Source organism: Nostoc sp. FACHB-190, from assembly GCF_014696905.1.
Classification (GTDB): Bacteria; Cyanobacteriota; Cyanobacteriia; order Cyanobacteriales; family Nostocaceae; genus Nostoc_B.
On record NZ_JACJQW010000008.1, the window covers coordinates 167,255 to 190,371 of the forward strand.

Here is a 23,117-nt window from a genome sequence, read left to right on the forward strand (position 1 = left end):
AACTAGTAACTTAAAAGCAGGCTCCGTCGGCAAGTCTCACGCTATATTTTTTTAAACACCTGCTGAATACCCAATCCCTAGGTGGTGCGGGTATCGCATCAAAAATCAACCACGGACGGTTGATTTATTTACTTAAACAATATGCAGCCGTTCTGGAATAAACAGGCGTGTCAACGCAATTACTCAGTCATTAACTCTTTAACTTTGAAGCTCGGCTTCACAAATTTTATTATCAGCAGTACCTTTAGTAGCTGGCAGGGGTGAGGGATATGACCAACCGCCAGAACTACGCCAGTGCTGCCAATTTTTGAGGAAATTGAATGCCAAAACAAATTATCATCGCAGAGCAGCATCAAATTGCTGCCGTATTTTCTGAAGATCAAATACAAGAACTGGTTGTAGCCACAGGCCATCACCAAATCGGTGATATCTACTTAGGTGTAGTAGAAAACGTCTTACCCGGAATTGATGCAGCTTTTGTAAATATTGGTGATCCAGAGCGCAATGGCTTTATTCATGTTACGGACTTAGGCCCATTAAGGTTAAAGCGAACAGCCGCCGCCATTACAGAGTTATTAGCACCGCAACAAAAAGTGTTGGTGCAAGTAATGAAAGAGCCAACCGGAACAAAAGGGCCGCGGCTCACTGGTAACATTACTTTGCCTGGACGCTACGTAGTACTGATGCCTTATGGTCGGGGCGTGAATTTATCCCGCCGGATTAAAAGTGAAAATGAACGCAATCGCCTCCGGGCGTTAGCAATTTTAATCAAACCGGCGGGGATGGGTTTGTTGGTACGTACAGAAGCCGAAGGCAAGCCCGAAGAAGCCATCATGGAAGACTTGGAATTGCTGCAAAAACAATGGGAAGCAATTCAACAAGAAGCACAATCAACTCGTGCGCCAGCCCTGTTAAATCGAGATGATGACTTTATTCAACGGGTATTGCGAGATATGTATGGTGCAGATGTCAACCGAATTGTGGTTGATTCCAGCACTGGCTTGAAGCGGGTAAAACAGTATTTGCAGAACTGGAGTGGCGGACAAACACCCCAAGGATTGTTGATTGATCATCACCGCGATCGCTCACCCATATTAGAGTATTTCCGCATCAATGCCGCGATTCGAGAAGCCCTCAAACCAAGAGTCGATTTACCTTCTGGTGGTTACATTATTATTGAACCTACAGAAGCCCTCACCGTAATTGATGTTAACTCTGGTTCCTTCACGCGATCGGCCACAGCCAGAGAAACAGTATTGTGGACAAACTGCGAAGCCGCCACAGAAATTGCCCGTCAATTGCGACTGCGGAATATTGCTGGGGTAATTGTGGTTGACTTCATTGATATGGAATCACGGCGTGACCAATTACACGTCCTGGAACATTTCAACAAAGCCCTGAAAGCCGATAAAGCCCGTCCCCAAATTGCCCAACTCACCGAACTCGGTTTAGTCGAACTGACTCGCAAGCGCCAAGGTCAAAACATTTACGAATTGTTTGGCGGTACTTGTCCAACCTGCGGTGGCTTAGGTCACATTGTCCATCTCCCCGGCGAAACCGAAACCCGCTTACCCACACCAGCAGAATTACCAGAACGTTTTGTACCTTTACCACAAAGAGAACCTCGTTTACCCGTAGCGCGGATTTCTGAACCGAGAGAAAGCTTTGATAGCTTTGGTGATAGTTTTGATAATGATGGCGATTTAAGTGCCTTAAATTTAGTTAATCATCCCAGCTATCACGAACTGGGTGATAACAATAAACGTGGTAACCGCACCCGTCGCCGCAGAATTGGGATTAATGGCGCAAATGGAAAAGATGAGTCACGCCTAGCACCTAATTCTCTCGGTTTTGATAGTGATACTGATCTAGACCTGGATAATGAAGTTGACTTAAGCCCAACACCAGATATTCCTGCACCCACATTAGGTAAATCAGGTTGGACAGAAAGAGTCGAACGCAATAAAGTCATCAAAACAGAACCAGTCAAACCAGTGGTAGAACCACCGGAAATTAGAACTGTAGAAATGACTATAGAAGAACAAGATGTTTTTGCATTGATGGGAATCTCCCCCTTAGTGAAATTGGATAGGGAAGTGAAAAATCCCAAATCAGTGATTATTAACATTGTTCAGCCAGGACAAGGAACAAGCACATTATCACCACCGCCTGCCGAGGTGGCTATTCCTGAAACTTTCACTCAACCCATCGCCCCACCACCTGTAGAACCAGAGGCAAAATCTTTACCCGAAGAACCAATAGAGTCAGAGGGATTTGCACCCACCCCTGAAGACACGGAAGCAAATTTGACTGCTACAGGTAGCCGCCGCCGTCGTCGTCGTTCCTCGGCTGTAGAATCTGGTTCTGAAGAAAGTTAAGATGCTTTATGGTAGAGATTCAACAAACTGCTGTTAATTCCCTACCAAATTTAGGTGAACTGGAATGGCTGGAGTTTTCGTCCACTTTAGCGGGGATGTCTGGCTTAATTGCCGGCATCGATGAAGTCGGACGTGGTGCTTTATTTGGCCCTGTAGTTGCAGCAGCCGTCATTCTCCCAGCAGATGCTTTCACCCAATTGATTGCAGCTGGAGTTAAAGATAGTAAAAAGCTTTCCAGTTCTAAAAGAGCGAAATTAGCCGCACAAATTTGTGAATTAGCAACAGACTGGAGAATCGGCTTTGCTGCAACTGCGGAGATTGATCAAATAAATATTTTGCAGGCAACACTGTTAGCCATGAAACGGGCTGTACTTAAATTGAAAGTACAGCCTGTAATTTGCTTGGTTGATGGCAATCAAGCAATGAAAGATTTGCACATACCCCAACAAACAATAGTCAAAGGAGATGAGCGATCGCTTTCCATCGCAGCTGCTAGTATTGTTGCTAAAGTTTGGCGTGACGAGTTGATACTGCGTTTAGCCGCAAAGTATCCGCAGTACGATTTGGCAAAGAATAAAGGATACGGTAGCCCAAAACATTTACAGGCGTTGCGAGAATACGGCGCTTCATCCCTGCATCGCAAATCTTTCAGCCCTTGCCAAATTCAGCAGTAATTTGCATAATTTGGAGTATTCATTGGTAGGTGCGATCGCGCCTTTGCGCGAGATTTTTACTGACTTAACTAAGCACTTTTAATCGGAATAATCCCCTGATCAAAAACACGATTATCAGTACCAATAGCCTTAACTTCGATTCTATCGGCATACACTTCATAAGCTGCAAAACTCAAACTAGAAGCCGAATATGCTGTCCATTCAGAACGACCAACAGGGCGAGTTCCAGCACCACCGCCAGTAATTAAATAAGTAGTGCCATTAATAGATTTAGTCCGTTCATAGTGGTGTTCATGACCATTAATATAAAGTTGCACACCATATTTTTGAAACAAAGGTGTAAAAACTTTAATAAACTCTGGGTTATTACCATAAACACCAGAAGCATAAACCGGATGATGACCAAATACAACTTTCCAAGGTGCATCACTGCGGCTTAATTCTTGTTCTAACCAAGGTAGTTGTTTTTTCCAATCAGCATTACCGTTAGTATCTAAAGCAAAAAATTGGACTTGATTACGGCGAAATGTGTAGTAACGTTTTCCCTGCATATTAAAGCCAGAGTATTTAAGTTGCGGTTCACCGTTAGCTGTCCGAATGTCGTGATTACCTAAACAAGCGTAAAACTTAACACCTTTTTTGAGTAAAGGTTGATAAGGACGTTCAAAAACTGCATTGATTTTTTCGATTTCGCCATTGTTATAAATATTATCGCCAGCTAAAACCACTAAGTTATAAGGGTTTTGTTTGTGATAAAAATTCATAGCTTCAGCTACAGCATATTGTCCTTTGGTACCAGTTCCAGTATCTGCCACAGACACAAAACGCAAGAGTAAATCTTTTTTTGCGGGTTTAGCTGCTATGGCGACAAAATCATCAGAAGAATTATTGTGATGAGTTAAAGCCCAACCGATAATTCCTGTACCAACTGCTCCCAAACTACCTAAAGATAAAAATTGACGGCGTTTTAGTTTCATAATCTATAAAGTGTGAAGTGTGAATGCTATATTCAGTCCTCAATATTGTTATATGACATGATGTGCGACTTAATATTCCGTAACAAACTTGTTGAGATGTCTTTGTGATCAGTCTTTTACTGGACACAATATAATACACCTCTTGATCAAGACGGTTCTCTTTCAACAGTTAGATGTAGCTTACTCTGCACCGTGCAAAGCTATGAGGATGTAATAGTTTGATTTTAATGATTTATGGAAATCAGTAGACGAGATTTACTGAAAATAGCTTCTGCTTCTGGTTTAGGAACAGTCGGACTAGCAGCGTCAGCAGGAATTTTTAAACAAGCTTTAGCCCAAAATCAACCCACTCCAATTAAAAAAGGTGAAATGATTTATCGTCAGTTAGGCCGCACTGGGGAAAAAGTTTCGGTAATTGGTTTGGGTGGACACCATATTGGTAGACCAAAAGATGAGGAAGAAGGTATCCGGCTGATTCGTGCTGCTATTGATCGTGGTATTAACTTTATGGACAATAGCTGGGACTATCACAATGGCGAGAGTGAAATTCGCATGGGTAAAGCACTCCGGGATGGTTATCGGCAAAAAGTGTTTTTGATGACAAAGATTGATGGTCGCACCAAAAAAGCCGCAGCCCAGCAAATTGATGATTCTTTGAAAAGATTGCAGAGCGATCGCATAGACTTATTACAGCATCATGAAATCATCCGTATGGAAGACCCAGACAGGATTTTTGCTCCTGGCGGTGCAATGGAAGCGGTTCTAGAAGCCCAAAAAGCTGGCAAAATTCGCTACATCGGCTTTACTGGCCACAAAGATCCCTTAGTTCACCTGAGAATGCTTGATGTTGCTGCTCAAAACAACTTTCGTTTTGATACAGTCCAAATGCCATTAAATGTTATGGATGCCCATTTCCGCAGTTTTGAACGCCAAGTTTTACCCAGACTAGTTAAGGATGGAATTGGTGTTTTAGGAATGAAATCAATGGGTGATCAAAACATTCTCAAAAGTAATACTGTTAAACCCATTGAATGCTTACACTATGCGATGAATTTGCCGACATCCACAGTGATTACAGGCATTGAAAGTATGAAAATCTTAGACCAAGCTTTTGAAGCCATCCGCACCTTTGAACATCTGAGTCAAGCACAAGTTCAAGAACTATTAAATCGGACTCGTCAAGCTGCTGCTAAAGGTCAATATGAATTGTTTAAAACTACTAGTCAATTTGATAGTACAGCACTTAATCCTGAGTGGTTGGGTTGATGTAAGTAGGTAGGTAAGAAAATTTATCGCTAGGGTAAGGCAGTCCCGATGAAACTTGTTTCATCGCCAAGCATAAAAGTGGGACTAGCATTTTTACTCAGCACTCAGCACTTTCAAGGCAGGAGTGAAGAGGAAAAGGGGCAGGGAGCAGGGAGAATTGGGGACGATTTTCCCCCGCTCCAGGTGGGTGAGCTTCGCGGTAATCTCGACTTCGCTCGATTACCGCGAAGCCGAAAGGATCTGAACCACCTCCTCCTAATAATTACTCTTTGCCCACAGGATTAATCGGTCTTCTAGTAGGAGCCAACACCATTAAGACATCAAATTGTTCTTTATCTGGTGTGGTAGAACTTGTGGCACTCAAACTATAGATTGAACCAATGATTGATTTCCAAGGACGGAAGGTTTGATCATCAAAGAAACTGGGGGCAAATCCATAAATCCAAGATAAAGTAGAGCCACCATTCAAATAAAAATAGCCGTAGTTAGGTCGGGGTAAAGTATTAGTTGCTGTTTTGAAATTATAAGTTGTAGGTAGGGGAATATAAGGCTGTGGTACTAAGTCTTTAATTGCACCAAAACCTGTGGAAATCACAAGAGTTTTTTCGTCTACCCAATTATAAGCCAGTAAGCTTTGAGAAGATGCCCCGCCAACATCCCAACTCGTGATAGTTTGTCCTTGGATATCTTGAGTATTAACTACAACTTCTCCGTTTGAAAAAGATTTGATCAATTCATCTAATTTCTTGAGAGTGGTTTCAGCCGCATCTCGATTATTTGTTTCTAAGGCGATACCGATACCTAAATTCAAGTTAGGAATTGAGCCTAATAAACCTCCCTTAGAAGGAAACAAAAAGAAAGCATAATCACCGTCCATCCAATTGAGGATGTCTTTTTCTAAATCGAGTTTGGTATTATTCAGGACAAAACTACGGAATTGGTCGAGATACTCTTTGAGTTTTGGTTCTGTACTTAAAGCTTTTGCTATTAGTAACCATTTTTGATTGAGATTGCGACCAGTGGCAGCAGAGTAAGTAGCACCTGGTAATCTTGAGACTATCGCATCTGGTTGTTCAGTTTGAAATTCATCTTTTTCTGATTTTGGAGTTTGGCGATAGGCTGTAGCTTGAAAACGTAATCCTTCTGGTTCTACTGTTACAAAACCATTGACACTTCCATATTCCTTTAATTCATCAAGGTTAATGGATTCACTACCAAAAATTGGAAAAGGCAGACTTGGATCTTTGGCAATGTCGTTAATTAAAGGCACAAAAGTTGCCAAATTTTCATGAATGGTAAACAAAGATTTAGCATACTGGGGATGCTTAATTGTTTCCTGAAATTGGGGATTTTGAGCAAGATTATTCTCTCCTTGAGAAGTATCAATAATTTGCTCAATGGCTTTAGCCGTAAATCCAGTTACAACGTATCCTGGTAAAGCAGCGATCGCTAGTCCTTTGGGTCTTCTTTTTAACCAATCTGGATTACCCAAAATCGGTGGAATCGCCGCTAAGTTTGATTTTGTCAAAGAATTAGTCGGTTTTTGGGGTATTTTTATCGGCTTTGCCGATAATTTGGGAATTTTTTTTAAATTTGGTTCTGGTGATGCTGCTGGTTCTGGTGCTTTTGGTAATTCTGGTAATGGGGCTGTTGATTCCGTCTCTGGATTTGGTTCTGGTGCTTTTGGTGACTCTGGTAATGGGGGTATTGATTCCGTCTCTGGATTTGATTCTGGTAATTTTGGCGGTTCGGCTGGTTCTGGAACCTGGAGTTCTATAATAGTTACACCTTTATACTCACTTACCTTGACTCGTTTTGGGTCACTATTTTTCAGTAAGTCTAATAAAGGCTGGATGCGGGACTCATCTTTCAGAGGAGCCAACATAATAAAGTTATTCTCTAGAGTTGCGGTTGTACCTTCAACCTTGGGTAGAAACGCAGCCGCTACTTGTTCGCCCAACAAAGACTCAATTTCTCGCACATAGTCGAGTTTAAAAGAAGGTGGCAAATATTGAGCCAAGGCGGAATATGCTCTGTCAAATAAATAAAAACGATTTAGGTCTGCCCAAGCATCTACCTTCGTGTTAATTAAACTGACTAATGGTGTGTCTGCGGGTAAGATATTAGCGATCGCTGGGACATTCAGGGTAGTAGATGCCTCAGCCTCGCTTTTCTCAGCCACAGGAGAAGCCACTGCTAAAACTGATAATAGCGATACTGTAATAATCGGTGATACCATTGCGAATTTTAGATTTTCTATTTTAGAATTGCAACCTAGCAACTAAATGTATAAGGCATAAAATGCGATTGTGCAGGTTTCTTTTTTATATTTTTATTACTTGTAAATAAATAGATTTGGCCAAAATTTAAAATTAAGTATTAAAAAATAATCTGTTTTAACAATTAGTGGTGAAGAGTTATCAGCTATTGAGGCTGCAAGGGTTCAGGGGATAGGCTTCATCTATAAGTTCCGACAAGTATAGTGAGCTTCCCAAACTGCTCAACTGCCGCATCAGGTGAAAGACAAGCGCACAGAAGAGGAATTGCCACAAGCAGGAAGACTCCTCCCTAATTTTCCCTGTACTCTGCGCCTTTTCTGATTGTTGATCTACCGAGATGGATGTACGAGCTTGCCCATAGCCGATTACAATGAAAACGCGATCGCACTTTCTCAAGGAGTATGCAGCAGTGCAGCCGGATTTACTGGGCTTAGAAATTAGTAAGGGAGAATTGAGGCGTTTGACTGGGTTTGACCCAGAAGATGTTTTCCGGCCTTCGGTCATGAAAGATAAAGAAAAGCGATTTGGCTTTTTAATCAACGAATTGCTGGTGGCTTTAGCACTCACACCAATTATTGTGGGTTTTATTTATGCGTTTATTATTTTGCCAACTATTGGTTCTTCCATCACATTAGGCATTATTTTATTAATTTTAGTACCGTTGGCTGTACTTGTTGGGCGATCGCTCTGGCGCAAGTTCACTTGTCCGCAAGCACTCACCATACTTTTAGATGAAGTCGATCAATATCACGCTGTAATTAACGCCATAGATATTCACGACCAATTAGCCACTTCAAATAACGCCCTCAACGACAGAGAACAAGTAATTTCAGCCTTACAATTAATTCGGGAAGATTTAGTCCGCGCCTTAAAAACCGAGCGAGTTTTACGGGACAATAAAAAACTCCTGGCGAATAATCAAGAATTATTTGTGAATAATTTAGCCAATCTGCAAGCTTTACAAGTCAGTACTCAAGCTGGCGAATATGCTCAACTACTCAATCAATCATTGCAGATTGCTCTTGATGTACAAGCCGAAATTAGAAAGTTGCAAAAGCCTTAATTCAAGATTGCATTGCCGCAATTTTGCTCAGATTTCTACTGGAGGATGCCAGCCTGCGGAAACCCAAGCTTGTCTGACAACAACAGCATAGGGATTATTCAATTGCAGAGCTAAAACAGTCGCGCGACCACAGGTAGTTAAACCTACAATCTGACTACCATCGTCTGTCCAAGTAAAATGATCTGACCACTTTTGTTGACGAGGGTTGAATAGTTTGACTTTAGAGTTAGTTATGGGATCTTTGGCATAGGCAGGACTTACGCAAAATCATGAAAAAACGAACCGCAAAGGGCGCAAAGGACACGAAGTTAAGAGGATTTGATAGGGTTCTTGCGTAAGTCCTAATAGGTTTGAATACCTTTGTAGGAATTACATAACCGACAGGCAAGCCAGAGATTTTCTTCATCATCAGTACCACCTGCTGCTTTGGGTACAATGTGTTCAATTTCGAGAATGCCTAGAACATACTTTTGAAGACTGCGGCAGTAACCGCACTGATTGTTGGCTTGTGTTCTGATTCTTACACGGACTGCTTCTGGAATTTGGCTCACTGACTTAAAGGCTCAATTAATCCACGTTTGACAGCTTCATGTAGAGCAGTTGCTTTCCGTAAGAGTCCTTCTTGATAAATTTGCATCAAGTTTTGTAACTCTGGACGCTCATTATCGGTAATAGTCCCTGCTTGTTGACGCTCAAGTAATTCACTCAATCTGCTATCCTGTTCGGGTTCCATTTGCAATTCGGTCAAAGCCAGAACTTGTTCATTGGCAAGAACTGAGACAGGTTCTAAATTATTAACTTCTGCTCTCACAGATGGAATGGACAGTTGAATTGTATCTGCCAAAATACTAGCAACATCCCGATTTGCCAATTTCGCAAAACGTTCAGCATGTTGGTAAATCTCATCTGGTAAGGTGATAGTGATTTGAGTACTCATAACGCAAATAAGAATATTCCTCTGGATTTTTCCCTGCGATCGCTGTTTTTCTAATTAAGTTACAAGAAGTAAGTAAGCATTTCAATAATAAAAGTAAATTATAAGCTTTTACTTGTTAGGACGTACCACACTAATCAATTTACCTAATAAAGGTTCGTTAGCTAATATTGCTGTATGAATTCGTGCAGCTAAACTACTGCGTTCTGAATCGTCTGTGCAAATAATAATACCAGCATGACTGGTAAATGAACGATGCAAGCGTTTGAAGTCCCGACGGTTGAGGGTTAAAACAACTCGCTCGTTATTGCTGGCAAATGTTAGAACTTCATCATCGGGAATTTTAAAATTAGCTTTGCCAGCTTCTTGAACAGTTAGCACATCATGTTTTAAATCACGCAAGTACTCAACAACTTCTAAGGGAAATTGTTCATCTGCATACAAACAAGCCATTAATCTTCTTCATTCTCCTGAATGGCTGTTTCAATTTCCTCTGGGTAGACTGTGGCATAAACCCAAGCATTAGTTAAGTCAGTTGCCGATAAAGTTGGATAATCTCTCAACAATTGAGCTTCACTAATCCCTAATCTTCTAGCATTGATTAATACCCACACAGGAATACGTGTATCAGAAATACAAGCATCTCCACCACATACGCCAGGAGTTTTTTCAATACCTCGCCAAGAGTTACCTAAACTTTGAGCAAGCATTTGAATTGCTTGTGCTTTCTCGTTTGGTGTCAAGGCAAGTAATTCTGGCTCTAGTTTTTGCAGCGTCATATCATTATTGCCAAGTCAGCAGGAAGAAAGACTACATCTAATATTTTAACTAGAACAGGAATACACCATTTTTGCGAGATAATAAAAAATCGCTGGCAAATCATTGAGTGAATCTGCCAACCTAAACACTCACTATTCAAGCTGGTATATATATTTAACTGCTAAATTATTGCAGATTATTCTCTCAAGTCTGAAATATCCCACACAACAGTTGTGCTGCTGACTCTCATGAGTAACAAACCCAAAATAATTGTTTTAGATGATGATCCTACTGGTTCGCAAACAGTCCACAGTTGCTTGCTGCTGATGCGCTGGGATGTGGATACTTTACGCATCGGTTTGCGTGATGAATCACCGATTTTTTTTGTGCTGACTAACACCCGCGCCTTACCTCCAGAGTCAGCCGCAGCTGTAACTAGAGAAGTTTGTCAAAATTTAAAACAAGCAATAGCGGCTGAAGGAGTTAACGATTTTTTGGTTGTTAGCCGTTCCGATTCTACTTTACGCGGTCATTATCCCATTGAGACGGATGCGATCGCCGATGAACTCGGTTCTTTTGATGCTCATTTTCTCGTACCAGCATTTTTTGTTGGCGAAGCCTCTCGAAGAGAAGGTGGACGCATCACCTGTGACAGTATCCATTACTTAATTATTGATGGTGTCCCAACTCCAGTACATGAAACTGAGTTTGCCCGCGATTCTGTATTTGGTTATCATCACAGTTACTTACCCAAATATGTTGAAGAAAAGACTCAAGGGCGCATCAGCGCGGAGTCTGTCACCCGCTTTTTACTGGCTGATATTCGTGCTGGTAGCTTAGAACGCTTGCTGCAACTCACTGGTAATCAGTGCGCTGTCGTTGATGGTGAAACTCAAGCTGACCTGGATATGTTCGCCAAAGATTTATTAGCCGCCGCCAGCCAAGGTAAACGCTTTTTATTTCGTAGCGCCGCCAGTATTTTAACAGCTTTGGCTGCCTTACCTCCCCAACCGATTGCGTCCGAAAACATGGCTAAATACGTGCGCCAAGGTAAACCGGGTGCAGTCATTGTCGGTTCCCATGTCAAAAAAACAACTCAACAGTTAGAAGCTTTATTGCAAACAGCAGGAACAGTGGGAATTGAAGTTGAGGTACAAAGATTACTCGATCATCAAGAAAATTCTGCTACTACTTTGCTGACTGAGACATTAGCAAATATTCAGACTGTACATAACGCTGGCAAAACACCTGTTGTTTATACTAGTCGTCAAGAACTCACCTTTAATGATGTTAAAACGCGGCTAGATTTTGGGATTCAAGTTTCTAGTTTATTGATGGATATTGTGCGGGGCTTACCTGCTGATATTGGCTTTTTAATTAGCAAAGGTGGAATTACCTCTAATGATGTTTTGAGTACTGGCTTGGCTTTAACAACCGCCAGATTACTCGGACAAATTCTCGCTGGTTGTTCAATGGTAACTACACCTGCTAACCATCCCCAATTTCCCAATTTACCAGTTGTACTATTTCCTGGTAATGTTGGCGATGCTAATGCCTTGGCAACAGTTTATCAACGGTTAACTAAAGAATTATGAAGTGTGAAGTCTGAAGTCTGAAATTTCATCCTGGTCTATGAGTTTGTTCTGCAAACGTTATTTGTCATTGGATATTGATAAAATCACCTTTTTTCTAGTGAACTCTTGACTGAAAACGGCTTACGACTTATTCCTTGATGAGTGAATTAATTTTATACTTCATACTTCATACTTCAGTTGATTTTTGACTCTTGACTAATGACAATCTGCAAAAAACAGTGCAATATGTATGCCTAATAGCTGTCCGTATGTCTAGTTAAGAATAATAAATCAGGGTTGATACAAAATGTTTGTTCTGAAATACTTCAGAAACATGAGTTCAGTGAAAAACTCAAAAGTTCTGAGCCGCAGCTGTTGGTGCATCCTCCGGGAGATCACAGAAGCGTTGACAGTACTCAGTCCTCATAACTTTCTTGGGTGAGAATGTTGTTCCGTCGAGTAACTAATTTAAGATAAGTAATTACCCGGAGTTTCCGTTGTGTTTATGGCTGGTGCTGCATGACTTCTGATTTTGCTATCCCCAATCCAGAGTCAAATTCTGCGCTTCCTGATGCAGAATCCATCACTCATCTATCTGAAATAGATGTAAATTCCACGGTTTCTCAGATTGAACCGAATTCTACCGTTTTTGAGCCAGATCCCCATTCTGTGATTCCAGATACGGAATTATCATCTGTTCTCCTTTATTTAAAATCAAATTCTCCGCCTTTAGTGTTAAATCCAGAATCTGTCCCCGAAGAATCAGAGTCAAATGCTCCACTTTTGGATGTAGAGTTAAATCCTGCACCAGAAGAATTGGAATTAAATTTGGCTAAGGACTTAGAAGCGAATGCTGAAGTCCCCTATACAGATGCGAGTTCTACTCTTTGGGATGTGACAGAAACCGAAGTAGACAATCGACTCAAAAATCATATCCAAGTCCAGTTCAAACATGAAGACGGCAAACTGTTAGTGATTTTACCGACCGAATCCCAGTTACCTGCTTCGGAACTGGCTTGGTCTGATATTTGGCAACAGTTAAAGGTGCGATTAAATGCAGGCGATCGCTTAAGGATACCAAATACACCAGTGCATTTGATCGCCCATGACCGCTTGTTAGATAGCAGACAACTACAAGATTTAGCCGACAGCTTTAGTGAAGTCCAACTCCAACTCAAGTATGTCGCCACGAGTCGTAGACAAACTGCGATCGCTGCTGTCACATCAGGGTATTCTGTAGAACAACTACAGCCCCAAACTTCCCTCAGTTCCGAACCCCAAGCCACACCCACCACCCACGCCGACGCACTCTATCTCGAAATGACCGTGCGTTCAGGAGTGGAAATTCGCCATCCCGGCACAGTAATTTTGCTAGGAGATGTCAATCCAGGTGGTATCGTAGTTGCAGAAGGAGATATTTTAGTCTGGGGGCGTTTACGTGGAATTGCTCATGCTGGTGCTGGGGGGAACCGTGAGTGCCTAATTATGGCTTTGCAAATGGAACCAACTCAATTGCGAATCGCCGATGCTGTAGCTAGAGCGCCAGAGAAGCTACCAGCACAATTTTCTCCCGAAGTGGCACATATCACGCCGCAAGGAATTCGCATCGCTAGGGCTACGGATTTTTCTAGAAATCAATTAGCTAGGATAAATCCAGTACCATAAATATCTATTATAATTCCTGAACCCTCATCGCTCGCAACTCTGAACATGACTCGCATTATTGTGATTACCTCCGGCAAAGGAGGGGTGGGTAAAACTACAGTGTCAGCAAACCTCGGTATGGCCCTGGCTAAAATGGGTCGTCAAATTGCCTTGGTTGATGCAGATTTTGGTTTAAGAAATTTGGACTTGCTGTTAGGGCTAGAAAACCGCATTGTCTACACAGCCGTAGAAGTTCTCTCTAGAGAATGTCGGTTAGAACAAGCTTTAGTCAAAGACAAACGCCAAACTAACCTCGTACTTCTACCAGCAGCCCAAAATCGTTCCAAAGATGCAGTTACCCCCGAACAAATGAAGTTATTGGTGAATGCACTAGCCCAAAAATATCAGTATGTCATTATTGATAGTCCGGCGGGAATTGAAAACGGATTTAAAAATGCGATCGCCCCAGCCAAAGAAGCCCTAATTGTAACTACACCGGAAATCTCCGCAGTTCGAGATGCTGACCGGGTAGTTGGGTTACTAGAAGCACAAGGTGTTAAGCGTGTACACTTAATAATAAACCGCATCAGACCAGCAATGGTACGGGCAAATGATATGATGTCTGTCCAAGATGTTCAGGAACTGCTTGCAATTCCCTTGATTGGCGTGATCCCTGACGATGAGCGTGTAATTGTCTCTACCAATCGCGGCGAACCCTTGGTATTAGGGGATACTCCCTCTTTAGCTGCTATAGCTGTAGAAAATATTGCTCGGAGATTGGAAGGAGAAACAGTCGAATTCTTGGATCTCGACGCACCCCCAGATAACATCTTCGCCCGATTGCGTAAGTTGTTATGGACAAAGATTGTTTAATGTTTCAGTCTCCTGATATCTATTAGCAATGATCATTGAACTTATCGAACGACTTTTTTCTCGACCTCCTGAAAACAGTCGCAATCAAGTTAAACGTCGCCTACAAGTAGTCATAGCCCACGACCGCGCTGATCTAGATGCTCAGACGTTAGAAAAAATGCGTCAAGAAATTCTAGATATTGTCTGTCGTTATGTGGAAATTGAAACTGATGGCTTGGAATTTACGCTCGAAAGTAACCAAAGAACCACAGCTTTGATTGCCAATTTACCAATTCGGCGGGTGAAAGACTCTATGCCTCTTTTGGAAAGTGGTGATAAATCACAATAGTTACTCAGAAAGTGCTGAGTAAAAACATACAAACCCTCTAGACCCTAGTCTCCAGCCTCTTTTTTATACTTGGCGGTCAAACTTTTACACGGCAACTGCTATGTAAAAATTCCTGAGAAAATGCCTCTCAACCCATAATATATACAGGCTAGGCTCCCAACGATATAAACAAACCAAGTGAGAAAAAAGCCAATAGCTCGCCCTGGAGAGGGGCCGTAAGTTTTGATTAAACCCCATGCGTGGGCAATCCGAGCTACAGTTATGCTGCATCCCAACAGCCATAACAACCATGTTTGTACTTGCATTAGTTCTAAAGCCAGTACAAACAGTAACGCATGAGGTACATACTCTGCAAAATTTCCATGAGCGCGAACCTTGCGTTGCAACAACCCATCATCTTGACTGTGAGTGGGGAAGAGTTTTTGAGTGCTTTGTTCAACCAAAGTAGCCCAAGCACCAGGATTAACGGAAGGATCAGGTTGTTGTGCAATGTCTTTTTGAGATTCGCCATGCCAAACTCTAGTTTTTGTGCGTTCAAAAGCCACAATATAAGACAGAAAAAAAGCAATCAGACCATTCAGCCCAATAAAAAGAGTAGAGATAGGAATAGAAGTCTCGATCATTTTTCGGAAGTTATAGATTCTGTGTCCAGAATTAGAGATATTTAATCAAACTGTTGTATTTTGGGCAAACTAAACTAGCCAAATACATCAGATATGTAATGAAATCACTGTTATTTCCGCAACTAATCTCTTTGAGTTTGCTAGTTTTTACTACTTTAATTACGAATTGTCAAGTCTCTCAAGCATCTCAAGTCTCTACTCTCCAAGCATCAGGTGTGAAAGAAAGTAAAATTATTGGAGGTGCAATTGATTGCGACAATGATGGGCGACAAAATGACTCACGCATTGATGATGATGGTGATGGTATCCCTGATAGATGTGAGATTGATACTTCTGCAACCGCAAAACAGGCAATTAATCAAGACACTCCAAAACAACTGTTTGAGAAGCTAATGCAGTCCCTCACAGAGATGACTGAAGGTTGCGATGAAACGACAAAAGTAAAAGCAGGTGTGGTTTATAGAATTTGTACTATCAATAATGAACCTGTGACAGCTTCAGAAGCACTTTTAGAAGTCGGAGACGGGGTAGGCTTCTGGTTTAGAAATAACAAAGTTATAGCCATCAGGTATTTCCACTCTGGAGAAACTTTGTTTTTCGATGATGAACAATTAATTGCTAAGTTTTCTGACGACGAAGAACTACAAAGCGAATTTTCTGATGAAGAACGTCGGGAAGCTGAGAATTTAGCCCAGTCTGGCTACCAAAATATTTTTCAAGTTTTTACTGAGTAATTTCCCTAATTTCTCATACCATTTTGGATTTTAGATTTTGCGAAAAGTTGCGTGGGCGGGTTCCCCGACTTGAGCAAACTTTTCAAGACAGATTTTGGATTGGGTAAGGGTTGATCGGTAAGCTTTTGAGCCATCAATCTGTCGCAATCATTTTTTAATTTGGTATCAGTAAAATCCGATTTTGAAATTTTTCTAGGAGGCGTTGCTGATTTTAGAGACACAAAAACATCTGAAAGTTTAACTTGTGGATGTTTTTCATCTCACTTTCAGCAACGCTGACTATTTTGTCAAGTATTAGACAGTAATAGACGCGATCGCTCGCGCCACTATTTAGCCTTATACTGCTTCTGTATTCTTTTCTCCAGTCCGAATCCGCACTACTTGTTCAACAGGAGAGATGAAGATTTTACCATCACCAATTTCGCCAGTGCGGGCAGCAGAAATAATTTTGTCTACCACCATATCAACTTGGTTATCTTCAACCACAATTTCTACTTTCAGTTTTTGCAGAAACTCAACAGTGTATTCTGAACCACGATAGCGTTCGGTTTGTCCTTTTTGCCGTCCAAAACCTCGCACTTCGGAAACTGTCATCCCCACGATACCCGCATTAACCAAAGCAATCTTCACTTCGTCAAGCTTAAATGGGCGAATAATTGCTTCTACTTTTTTCATGTATTTGACTCCTTAATCTTAAATAGGTTCGTTTATCTATCTAAGCAGATCAATCGTCTGACATTCTTACCAATAACCCGATTACCAAAACATAATGTAATAATTGCAACTTTTTTTAAAGTGTCTGGTTTTTGTCTATGCAGTTTTAGCAATTCAGATTGAAGTCCAAAATAGGGAGATATACAAGGAGCGAGGTGAAACTTGCTTGATTTACCTTAAAGATAGAAAAATTCTATATTTAAGTAGATTTGTTAACAATTCATGGCCAAATTAGTTACTTTGATGGGCAAATAAGGGTCTTACAATTAAATACCCAGCACCAAAAGCTGTCAGCATAACTAACACAATAGTAATCACTAATCCCCAACCATTAATTTCCCTCTTTTCCGGTTCCCTAGAAGGATAATAACTGACAGGCTGTTCCTCAATAAAGATGGTTTCCGGCTGGGGAGAACCTATTTCGACCACAGGTAAAGGAAAAGGACGGCGTTTGGACTTTGGCGGGGCGGCTGGACGCGGACGCGCTGACTGTGAACGTGGGCGTGCTTCTTTTTTTGGCTGTTTGGGGAAATTTTTCACTTCACCACTAGCACGACTGGGCGAGTTACTATCCTTACTTTCGGGGACACGGAAATCAACTAGTTTTTGCAATTGGGAAACAGACTGCAAGACTTTGGCAATTTCTTGGCGGAGAAATTTATTTTCTTGCACCAGTTGTTGATTTTTCGCGTTGAGTGCATCTAACTGGGCTTGGGTTGCTTCTAACTCTGCTGCCAATTCCCGATATACGTACAATGGCACAGAGGAGGGATGATTTGGAGAAGCGGGCCGTTTTGCAGAGTGGCTATGAACAGCTGCTGTGGTTGTTCGCATCGGTGAATTGGTATCAAAAGTTAAGGTAATGGAATTTTACAGAAATGCTAGGGGAAATGGCTAGATATGAAACTATGCCCAAGAATAATAGATAAATGCCGAGATAGCAAAGATTTTTTTCGGTCGAGTCAATACCTAAAAATCGCCATAACAAGCAACTAACAACTTACAATATTCCACTAAATACAGGTCAATTTCGTAACAAAGGAAAAAAGTGTCCTACAGGCCCTTGACCTTTGCCTATACTGAGTGAGTAAGCAAGAGCAGTTGTAACATAGTCTTTTGCTTGTTTGACAGATGTTAACAAATCCTTGCCCATTGCCAAATTAGCAGCGATCGCAGCTGATAGAGTACAACCAGTACCGTGGGTATTTTGCGTGTCTATTTGCTGTGTTGTCAAGAGTTCCAAACAGTTACCATCAAACCAGATATCCACCCCACGGGCATTGCCCTGCATCCCGCCACCTTTCACTAAAACACTTTGCGCTTTGAAGTTACGGTGAATAGTTTGGGCAGCCGCCCTCATATCATCTAGAGTATTGATCGGGAAACCACTTAAAATCTGCGCCTCATAGCGGTTAGGGGTAATAATTACCGCCTGGGGAATTAACTGCTGACATAAAGTTTTAATTGCATCATCATCAATTAACTGCGCCCCTGTGCGAGATACCATCACCGGGTCAACCACTAAATTATTAATTTCTAAAGCCTCTACTTGCTTGGCCACAGCCGCAATAATTTCTTGATTTAGCAACATTCCCGTTTTCGCAGCTATAACGCCAATATCCTCTGCTATCGCTTGCATTTGGGCAACAACAGCCTCCGGTGGCATTGCATCCACTCGCCTCACCCCCAAGGTATTTTGCGCCGTCACGCAGGTTACAGCACTAGTACCGTGGACACAGTGAAAGGCAAAGGTGCGTAAATCAGCTTGTATCCCTGCACCACCGCCACTATCAGAACCAGCAATAGTTAAAGCTACAGGTATTTTTGATGTCTTTTCGGCATTCATAAGGTTAGGGAGTGGGGAGTAGGGAGTGGTGAGTAGGGAGTTGGGGTGTGAGGGGGGCGAGGTGGACAAGGGAGACAAGGTAGAAGGAATGACTAATGACCAATGACTAATAACCATTGACAACTTCTAGAGTCACTTCATTTCATACTTCACACTTCAGACTTCATACTTCACTTAACCTTCAATAAAGGATTTGGTTGTGGGTTTTGGGGTCTGGTTTGCGGCACAACTGTAAGATACGGTTGCAGTTTTTCAGAGTCAACCCAGCCAGAGTAATATTTTACGCTGGTAGACTTGGGAGAAATATCAAGTAACTCTAAATCACCGCGCATTGCATTCCAATTCCTTGCTAATTCTGGGTTTGGGTTGAGTTGTCCAGAACCGATACCTTGAGGGCCGCCGCCAACTAAATTGAGGGAAACTTCATCTAAGCTACGAATAAAGCGTTGTCCATTCCAGTGCCATTCAAAACCAGGCCATTCAATAGGTGTTTTTCCTGCGGGTAAGGAACGCCCAAACTCATACTTACTTGCACCTTCATTGAGTTTTGCTGTGAAGCCTTGAGGATATGTCACCTCGTAACGTCCTTTGTTCGTTTGGAAATTTACAGGACTCCACCACAAAACTTCTACAGTCTGATTAGCTGATAAAGAAGCAGCAGACTTTTGATTAGTTGAGGCACTGTAAATTGGTAATGTTTCTGGCACTTTAGCCATTGCAGTAAAGCGCCAACAAGACCAACTCTCTGGGTTATCAGCAGCTTGCCATTTCACTTGGCAAACACCGTTAGCACTACTCACCCACAGACTGTTATTTTCTACTCTGATTTTGTCAGGAATTGCCCCAACTAAAGGACTGTTATGTGTGGTGTATGTACTTAAAGAACCATCAGGACGATAAGCAACTAATCCCTTGGCGGGAATGTAGAGATTTCCTTCACCACTCACATTAGTACCCATCCAAAAAGTTGGACTATTAACATCACCAGTAATGGCTAAATCTGTGATTTGTGTAAATGCCAGGGCTTCTGGTTGAATTAAGCTAAATTTATCAGTTTTTGGGTCATAACTAACAATGGTGGCAATACCGTTGTTACCTTCACCTTGCTCAAAGGCAATTGACCACCAAATCTGATCGCCATAAATTAAACTAGATGTAATTCTAGGCACACCTAACAAATTTCCTTCAGCCGAAAATCCGGCTTTTACTGCTGCATTTTGCAAATCTTTAAGGGTGTATAAAGTTTGCCGTTGAGGAGTTTTATTATTAGGTGTAATTAATTCAAAAACAATTTTATCTTTGGTTGGATCTTTGACTTCTGGGCGGGAGAGATTATTATCAGAATTTAAAGAATAATTTGGCTCTTGAATCACCCGATACTGATAAGTTTTACCCTGCAAGTTAATATTTTTGAACTTGGGATTTACTATCTCTTGGGCAAAAGCAGTATAGTTTGTAGGTGGTTGTAAGTCTTTGGGTAAAGTTCCTTTTTGGACTGTCCAAGTATTATTAGCTCGACAGAAAACAAAATCTTGCTTTAAAGTTTGAAATCTAATCGTGTCATCATTCGCTATGATATTGCGAATATGCCAATCAAACCTGTCATAAAAGCCTTCGTTTGGCTTTTGTCCTGGTAAAGCCACAACCTCAGCTTGGGGACAGTTTTCTACTTTTGCTTTCACGGTATTTGTAGCTTGAGAGATGCCGTCAATACTAGAACTACAAGCACCAAGAAGTAATAAGACACCCAAAACAGCAATATTTTTTTGCATAACCAATTCTCATCTCTTGACCAAGATGAATGATTTTTTATTTCTGTTTTTAACTACAATTTCTCTAGACAAGATTTCCCAAAATTTTGCAAAAAAATTAATTCATTTGGTTAAGATATTTGCTGGAAAAATGCTCAGGAAATTAGATCCCCGACTTATATAATAAATCGGGGATCTGATTTTGCTTTGCTTCTCAATATACCTTGCAATTTCCTAGAACTGATGACGGCGGGAAGATTAACTTTGTTCCCCGCGTAAATTTTGTAATGCTCCCTGCAAATATTTAGCCCATTGGATAGCCAAGGGAATTTCTGTAAATGGGACAAGTACAGATTTAGCGGGTTCAGCAATCACAAATTCTATTTTAATGTCTCGACCTTTGGCGGGTGGTGCTTCTATATTAACGATTGTATCGTTGACCAAAAGATTGATTTTTTTGACATCAAGTAAAGAAAAAGTTTCTACATTGATTGGGCCTTTGGTTGTGGGTTTACCCCATGTAAGATTGTTGTCTTTTTGACCTAATACGGCATAAATATCATATTTGGCTCGTTCAAATTGTGCTGCCCAAGTTCGGTAAGCTTCGACCTTTTGATATTCTTTAGATCCTTGCCAAGCTAACCAAAAAAACGCTATCAACAAAGGCAACCATAAAAGACCACGTTCCATCGTTTAACAAATCCTGAGTCGTAAGTGAAGGTTTAACTAACTAAAGTGACAATTACACCAATCAGGGATGTAAATAAGTTATGTTAGTGAGCAAACTGGCAAAAGCGTTAACGAGTTAATATGAGAAGGCTATTATTATTGTGCCTGTTTATTATTGGGCTGGGTGCTGCTGTTTTTGGATTTTTAAATTTTCAGGGACTAGCTGCAAAAGGTGATTTTGAAACGATTGTGCTTGATTTTCGGGAAGATATTGCTAAAGATGAAATAGACCGAGACTTGCAAGCGATCGCTCAACAATACAACGTCACACCCCAATTAGATAATAAATTTTCTGCACAAGACAATGTGTATATTATCAAAGGCGATCGCCAAAGGCTGCAACAACTGAAAAAATCTCAGTTTGCCAAAGCCACAGAATTTATTGAACCAAATTACATCTATAGAATTCCCCCAGAACCTCAAACCACCGTTCTTGGAGAACTCACCCCGCCCCAAAATAAAGAAGTCAAACCTTCCTTAATCGGCCCCAACGACCCATATTACAGCAAGCAGTGGAACCTCCACAAAATCGGCATTGAAGGCGCGTGGACGGAAACCAAAGGTAGCGGCATCACCGTTGCAGTCATTGATACTGGTGTTACGCAAGTACGCGACTTAAAAGAGACCAAATTTGTCAAAGGCTACGATTTTGTCAATGACCGAGAACAAGCCACCGATGACTATGGTCATGGTACACACGTTGCAGGTACAGTCGCCCAAGCTACCAATAATCAATATGGTGTCGCGGGTGTTGCTTACGAAGCCACTCTTATGCCACTCAAAGTTTTAAATGAAAATGGTGGTGGTACAGTTGCTGATATTGCCGAAGCCATTAAATTTGCCGCCGATAAAGGTGCAGATGTCATTAATATGAGCTTGGGTGGTGGCGGTGAAAGCCAGTTAATGAAAGATGCTATTGATTATGCCTACAGAAAAGGTGTAGTCATCATTGCGGCGGCTGGTAATGAAAGTGCCAATGGTGCAAGCTATCCCGCCCGTTACCCCCATGTGATTGGTGTTTCCGCCTTCGGCCCAGAAGGTGAAAAAGCAGACTACTCTAACTATGGTGCTGGCGTAGATATTTCCGCCCCTGGTGGTAGTGACACTGGCAAGATTTTGCAAGAAACCATCAACGAAAATGGCGAAAGTGAATTTTTGGGACTCAAAGGTACAAGTATGGCTGCGCCTCACGTTGCAGGTGTAGCGGCTTTAATCAAAGCCAAAGGTATCGAAAACCCCGATGACATTTTAAAAGTTCTCAAACAGTCAGCCAGAGTTATTCAAGATGATGGGTTGAACTATTACGGTGCTGGACAACTCAACGCCGAAGCCGCAGTTAAACTAGCAGCCCAAGGACAACTCAGTTTCCCCGATTTCTTCCGGTGGTTGCGCGATAACGGTTATATTAACCCCGGCTTTTGGATAGATGGCGGTGCAGTGGCACTGTTGCCAAAGATTTTAATGGTAGTCGGTTCCTATTTACTGGCTTGGTTTTTACGGGTTTATTTCCCCTTTACCTGGAGTTGGGCTTTATTTAGTGGCTTAACTTTTGGCAGTTCTGGGTTATTTTTCCTCAAAGGTATCTATATATTTGATTTACCCCAGTGGCCTTTCCGCCTGTTAGGCAGTTCTCTACCTGAGTTGGGTAACACACTACAAGGTACAGATGCTTTTAATCCTGTATTTGCCAGTGTCTTAATTCCGCTTGTTTTAGTTGTATTCCTGCTAGGACATCCTAGTTGGAAATGGTTTGCCGTTGGTTCTACTTTAGGTGTGGCTGCTTGCTTGACAGTCAGTGCCATTTATGACCCAGCCGTTTGGGGTTTGGGTAGCGGTAACTTAGCAAGAACATTCCTCATTGTTAATGCTTTACTCTGTTACGGACTAGCCCGTTTGGCAGTTAACAACGAAAGACAAGTGGCATAAAATATCAGGGAATAGTGAGTGGGGAGTAGTGAGTAGTGAAAAATC

At 41.6% G+C, this 23,117-nt stretch carries 22 protein-coding genes; 10 read left to right on the forward strand and 12 right to left on the reverse strand.

Going from position 1 to position 23,117, the window contains the following annotated elements; genetic code table 11:
- Nucleotides 1-320: 320 nt before the first annotated feature.
- Nucleotides 321-2,378: a ribonuclease E gene (gene rne, locus H6G28_RS12195; protein ID WP_190593322.1), complete on the forward strand. Its 2,058-nt coding sequence runs from the start codon at nucleotides 321-323 to the stop codon at nucleotides 2,376-2,378.
- Between the two features lie 8 nt (nucleotides 2,379-2,386).
- Nucleotides 2,387-3,052, forward strand: a complete 666-nt coding sequence (locus H6G28_RS12200; RefSeq protein WP_190593323.1) for a ribonuclease HII — start codon at nucleotides 2,387-2,389, stop codon at nucleotides 3,050-3,052.
- Nucleotides 3,053-3,120: 68 nt separating this feature from the next.
- Here H6G28_RS12200 and H6G28_RS12205 read toward each other — a convergent pair whose 3' ends face one another.
- The gene (locus H6G28_RS12205) at nucleotides 3,121-4,029 is read right to left on the reverse strand and encodes a metallophosphoesterase family protein (RefSeq protein ID WP_190671013.1); all 909 of its coding nucleotides are present in this window, start codon (nucleotides 4,027-4,029) and stop codon (nucleotides 3,121-3,123) included.
- A 234-nt stretch (nucleotides 4,030-4,263) separates the two neighbouring features.
- Here H6G28_RS12205 and H6G28_RS12210 point away from each other — a divergent pair, with 234 nt between their 5' ends.
- Complete coding sequence (locus tag H6G28_RS12210; protein ID WP_190671014.1) at nucleotides 4,264-5,295, forward strand: aldo/keto reductase; 1,032 nt, start codon at nucleotides 4,264-4,266, stop codon at nucleotides 5,293-5,295.
- A gap of 262 nt (nucleotides 5,296-5,557) precedes the next feature.
- On the opposite strand, the gene H6G28_RS12215 is transcribed toward H6G28_RS12210, so the two are convergent.
- Nucleotides 5,558-7,534 carry a DUF3352 domain-containing protein gene (locus tag H6G28_RS12215; RefSeq protein ID WP_190671016.1) on the reverse strand — a complete coding sequence of 659 codons (1,977 nt, stop codon included), beginning with the start codon at nucleotides 7,532-7,534 and terminating at the stop codon, nucleotides 5,558-5,560.
- Nucleotides 7,535-7,983: 449 nt separating this feature from the next.
- Here H6G28_RS12215 and H6G28_RS12220 point away from each other — a divergent pair, with 449 nt between their 5' ends.
- Entirely contained in the window at nucleotides 7,984-8,637 is a 654-nt protein-coding gene (locus tag H6G28_RS12220) for a hypothetical protein (RefSeq protein WP_190591992.1), read from the forward strand.
- A 341-nt stretch (nucleotides 8,638-8,978) separates the two neighbouring features.
- On the opposite strand, the gene H6G28_RS37635 is transcribed toward H6G28_RS12220, so the two are convergent.
- The 4 genes from H6G28_RS37635 to H6G28_RS12240 form a co-directional block, all read right to left on the reverse strand.
- On the reverse strand, nucleotides 8,979-9,188 hold the full coding sequence (locus H6G28_RS37635) for an HNH endonuclease (RefSeq protein WP_313933932.1): 210 nt from the start codon (nucleotides 9,186-9,188) through the stop codon (nucleotides 8,979-8,981).
- The gene (locus H6G28_RS12230) at nucleotides 9,185-9,574 is read right to left on the reverse strand and encodes a hypothetical protein (protein ID WP_190671018.1); all 390 of its coding nucleotides are present in this window, start codon (nucleotides 9,572-9,574) and stop codon (nucleotides 9,185-9,187) included. The genes H6G28_RS37635 and H6G28_RS12230 overlap by 4 nt, the downstream gene beginning before the upstream one ends.
- A gap of 108 nt (nucleotides 9,575-9,682) precedes the next feature.
- Entirely contained in the window at nucleotides 9,683-10,024 is a 342-nt protein-coding gene (locus H6G28_RS12235) for a DUF5615 family PIN-like protein (protein WP_190671019.1), read from the reverse strand.
- Nucleotides 10,024-10,350 (reverse strand): DUF433 domain-containing protein, encoded by a 327-nt coding sequence (locus H6G28_RS12240; RefSeq protein ID WP_190591890.1) that lies wholly within the window; start codon nucleotides 10,348-10,350, stop codon nucleotides 10,024-10,026. The genes H6G28_RS12235 and H6G28_RS12240 overlap by 1 nt, the downstream gene beginning before the upstream one ends.
- Nucleotides 10,351-10,578: 228 nt before the next feature.
- Between H6G28_RS12240 and H6G28_RS12245 the strand changes: the two genes are divergently transcribed.
- From H6G28_RS12245 to minE, 4 genes are all read left to right on the forward strand, one after another.
- Nucleotides 10,579-11,925 carry a four-carbon acid sugar kinase family protein gene (locus H6G28_RS12245; protein WP_190591891.1) on the forward strand — a complete coding sequence of 449 codons (1,347 nt, stop codon included), beginning with the start codon at nucleotides 10,579-10,581 and terminating at the stop codon, nucleotides 11,923-11,925.
- 498 nt (nucleotides 11,926-12,423) lie between these two features.
- Complete coding sequence (gene minC / locus H6G28_RS12250; RefSeq protein WP_190591892.1) at nucleotides 12,424-13,569, forward strand: septum site-determining protein MinC; 1,146 nt, start codon at nucleotides 12,424-12,426, stop codon at nucleotides 13,567-13,569.
- A 45-nt stretch (nucleotides 13,570-13,614) separates the two neighbouring features.
- Nucleotides 13,615-14,421 carry a septum site-determining protein MinD gene (gene minD, locus H6G28_RS12255; protein WP_190591893.1) on the forward strand — a complete coding sequence of 269 codons (807 nt, stop codon included), beginning with the start codon at nucleotides 13,615-13,617 and terminating at the stop codon, nucleotides 14,419-14,421.
- A gap of 28 nt (nucleotides 14,422-14,449) precedes the next feature.
- On the forward strand, nucleotides 14,450-14,749 hold the full coding sequence (minE, locus tag H6G28_RS12260) for a cell division topological specificity factor MinE (RefSeq protein WP_190671022.1): 300 nt from the start codon (nucleotides 14,450-14,452) through the stop codon (nucleotides 14,747-14,749).
- A gap of 98 nt (nucleotides 14,750-14,847) precedes the next feature.
- On the opposite strand, the gene H6G28_RS12265 is transcribed toward minE, so the two are convergent.
- Nucleotides 14,848-15,372, reverse strand: coding sequence for an MAPEG family protein (locus H6G28_RS12265; RefSeq protein WP_190671024.1), 525 nt, complete (start codon nucleotides 15,370-15,372; stop codon nucleotides 14,848-14,850).
- A gap of 98 nt (nucleotides 15,373-15,470) precedes the next feature.
- Here H6G28_RS12265 and H6G28_RS12270 point away from each other — a divergent pair, with 98 nt between their 5' ends.
- Nucleotides 15,471-16,106, forward strand: a complete 636-nt coding sequence (locus H6G28_RS12270; protein ID WP_190671025.1) for a hypothetical protein — start codon at nucleotides 15,471-15,473, stop codon at nucleotides 16,104-16,106.
- Between the two features lie 336 nt (nucleotides 16,107-16,442).
- Here the strand turns inward: H6G28_RS12270 and H6G28_RS12275 are convergent, their stop codons facing one another.
- The 5 genes from H6G28_RS12275 to H6G28_RS12295 form a co-directional block, all read right to left on the reverse strand.
- Nucleotides 16,443-16,781, reverse strand: coding sequence for a P-II family nitrogen regulator (locus tag H6G28_RS12275; RefSeq protein ID WP_015111218.1), 339 nt, complete (start codon nucleotides 16,779-16,781; stop codon nucleotides 16,443-16,445).
- Between the two features lie 270 nt (nucleotides 16,782-17,051).
- A complete protein-coding gene (locus H6G28_RS12280; protein WP_313949908.1) occupies nucleotides 17,052-17,582 on the reverse strand; it encodes a hypothetical protein in 531 nt (176 codons plus the stop codon).
- A 262-nt stretch (nucleotides 17,583-17,844) separates the two neighbouring features.
- Nucleotides 17,845-18,666 carry a bifunctional hydroxymethylpyrimidine kinase/phosphomethylpyrimidine kinase gene (gene thiD, locus H6G28_RS12285; RefSeq protein ID WP_190671081.1) on the reverse strand — a complete coding sequence of 274 codons (822 nt, stop codon included), beginning with the start codon at nucleotides 18,664-18,666 and terminating at the stop codon, nucleotides 17,845-17,847.
- A 170-nt stretch (nucleotides 18,667-18,836) separates the two neighbouring features.
- Nucleotides 18,837-20,438, reverse strand: coding sequence for a hypothetical protein (locus H6G28_RS12290; protein WP_190671029.1), 1,602 nt, complete (start codon nucleotides 20,436-20,438; stop codon nucleotides 18,837-18,839).
- Nucleotides 20,439-20,675: 237 nt separating this feature from the next.
- Nucleotides 20,676-21,107, reverse strand: a complete 432-nt coding sequence (locus H6G28_RS12295) for a hypothetical protein (protein ID WP_190671030.1) — start codon at nucleotides 21,105-21,107, stop codon at nucleotides 20,676-20,678.
- 120 nt (nucleotides 21,108-21,227) lie between these two features.
- Between H6G28_RS12295 and H6G28_RS12300 the strand changes: the two genes are divergently transcribed.
- Entirely contained in the window at nucleotides 21,228-23,072 is a 1,845-nt protein-coding gene (locus H6G28_RS12300; protein ID WP_190671032.1) for a S8 family peptidase, read from the forward strand.
- Nucleotides 23,073-23,117: the final 45 nt, after the last annotated feature.

What these genes read in the sequence shown, in the direction of transcription:
- H6G28_RS12295 (WP_190671030.1), bottom strand. Translation starts at nt 21,107, where the DNA reads ATGGAACGTGGTCTTTTATGGTTGCCTTTGTTGATAGCGTTTTTTTGG.
- thiD (WP_190671081.1), bottom strand. Translation starts at nt 18,666, where the DNA reads ATGAATGCCGAAAAGACATCAAAAATACCTGTAGCTTTAACTATTGCT.
- minD (WP_190591893.1), top strand. Translation starts at nt 13,615, where the DNA reads ATGACTCGCATTATTGTGATTACCTCCGGCAAAGGAGGGGTGGGTAAA.
- H6G28_RS12240 (WP_190591890.1), bottom strand. Translation starts at nt 10,350, where the DNA reads ATGACGCTGCAAAAACTAGAGCCAGAATTACTTGCCTTGACACCAAAC.
- H6G28_RS12230 (WP_190671018.1), bottom strand. Translation starts at nt 9,574, where the DNA reads ATGAGTACTCAAATCACTATCACCTTACCAGATGAGATTTACCAACAT.
- H6G28_RS12200 (WP_190593323.1), top strand. Translation starts at nt 2,387, where the DNA reads ATGGTAGAGATTCAACAAACTGCTGTTAATTCCCTACCAAATTTAGGT.
- rne (WP_190593322.1), top strand. Translation starts at nt 321, where the DNA reads ATGCCAAAACAAATTATCATCGCAGAGCAGCATCAAATTGCTGCCGTA.
- H6G28_RS12290 (WP_190671029.1), bottom strand. Translation starts at nt 20,438, where the DNA reads ATGCAAAAAAATATTGCTGTTTTGGGTGTCTTATTACTTCTTGGTGCT.
- H6G28_RS12205 (WP_190671013.1), bottom strand. Translation starts at nt 4,029, where the DNA reads ATGAAACTAAAACGCCGTCAATTTTTATCTTTAGGTAGTTTGGGAGCA.
- H6G28_RS12265 (WP_190671024.1), bottom strand. Translation starts at nt 15,372, where the DNA reads ATGATCGAGACTTCTATTCCTATCTCTACTCTTTTTATTGGGCTGAAT.
- minE (WP_190671022.1), top strand. Translation starts at nt 14,450, where the DNA reads ATGATCATTGAACTTATCGAACGACTTTTTTCTCGACCTCCTGAAAAC.
- H6G28_RS12245 (WP_190591891.1), top strand. Translation starts at nt 10,579, where the DNA reads ATGAGTAACAAACCCAAAATAATTGTTTTAGATGATGATCCTACTGGT.
- minC (WP_190591892.1), top strand. Translation starts at nt 12,424, where the DNA reads ATGACTTCTGATTTTGCTATCCCCAATCCAGAGTCAAATTCTGCGCTT.
- H6G28_RS12210 (WP_190671014.1), top strand. Translation starts at nt 4,264, where the DNA reads ATGGAAATCAGTAGACGAGATTTACTGAAAATAGCTTCTGCTTCTGGT.
- H6G28_RS12275 (WP_015111218.1), bottom strand. Translation starts at nt 16,781, where the DNA reads ATGAAAAAAGTAGAAGCAATTATTCGCCCATTTAAGCTTGACGAAGTG.
- H6G28_RS12235 (WP_190671019.1), bottom strand. Translation starts at nt 10,024, where the DNA reads ATGGCTTGTTTGTATGCAGATGAACAATTTCCCTTAGAAGTTGTTGAG.
- H6G28_RS12270 (WP_190671025.1), top strand. Translation starts at nt 15,471, where the DNA reads ATGAAATCACTGTTATTTCCGCAACTAATCTCTTTGAGTTTGCTAGTT.
- H6G28_RS12215 (WP_190671016.1), bottom strand. Translation starts at nt 7,534, where the DNA reads ATGGTATCACCGATTATTACAGTATCGCTATTATCAGTTTTAGCAGTG.
- H6G28_RS12300 (WP_190671032.1), top strand. Translation starts at nt 21,228, where the DNA reads ATGAGAAGGCTATTATTATTGTGCCTGTTTATTATTGGGCTGGGTGCT.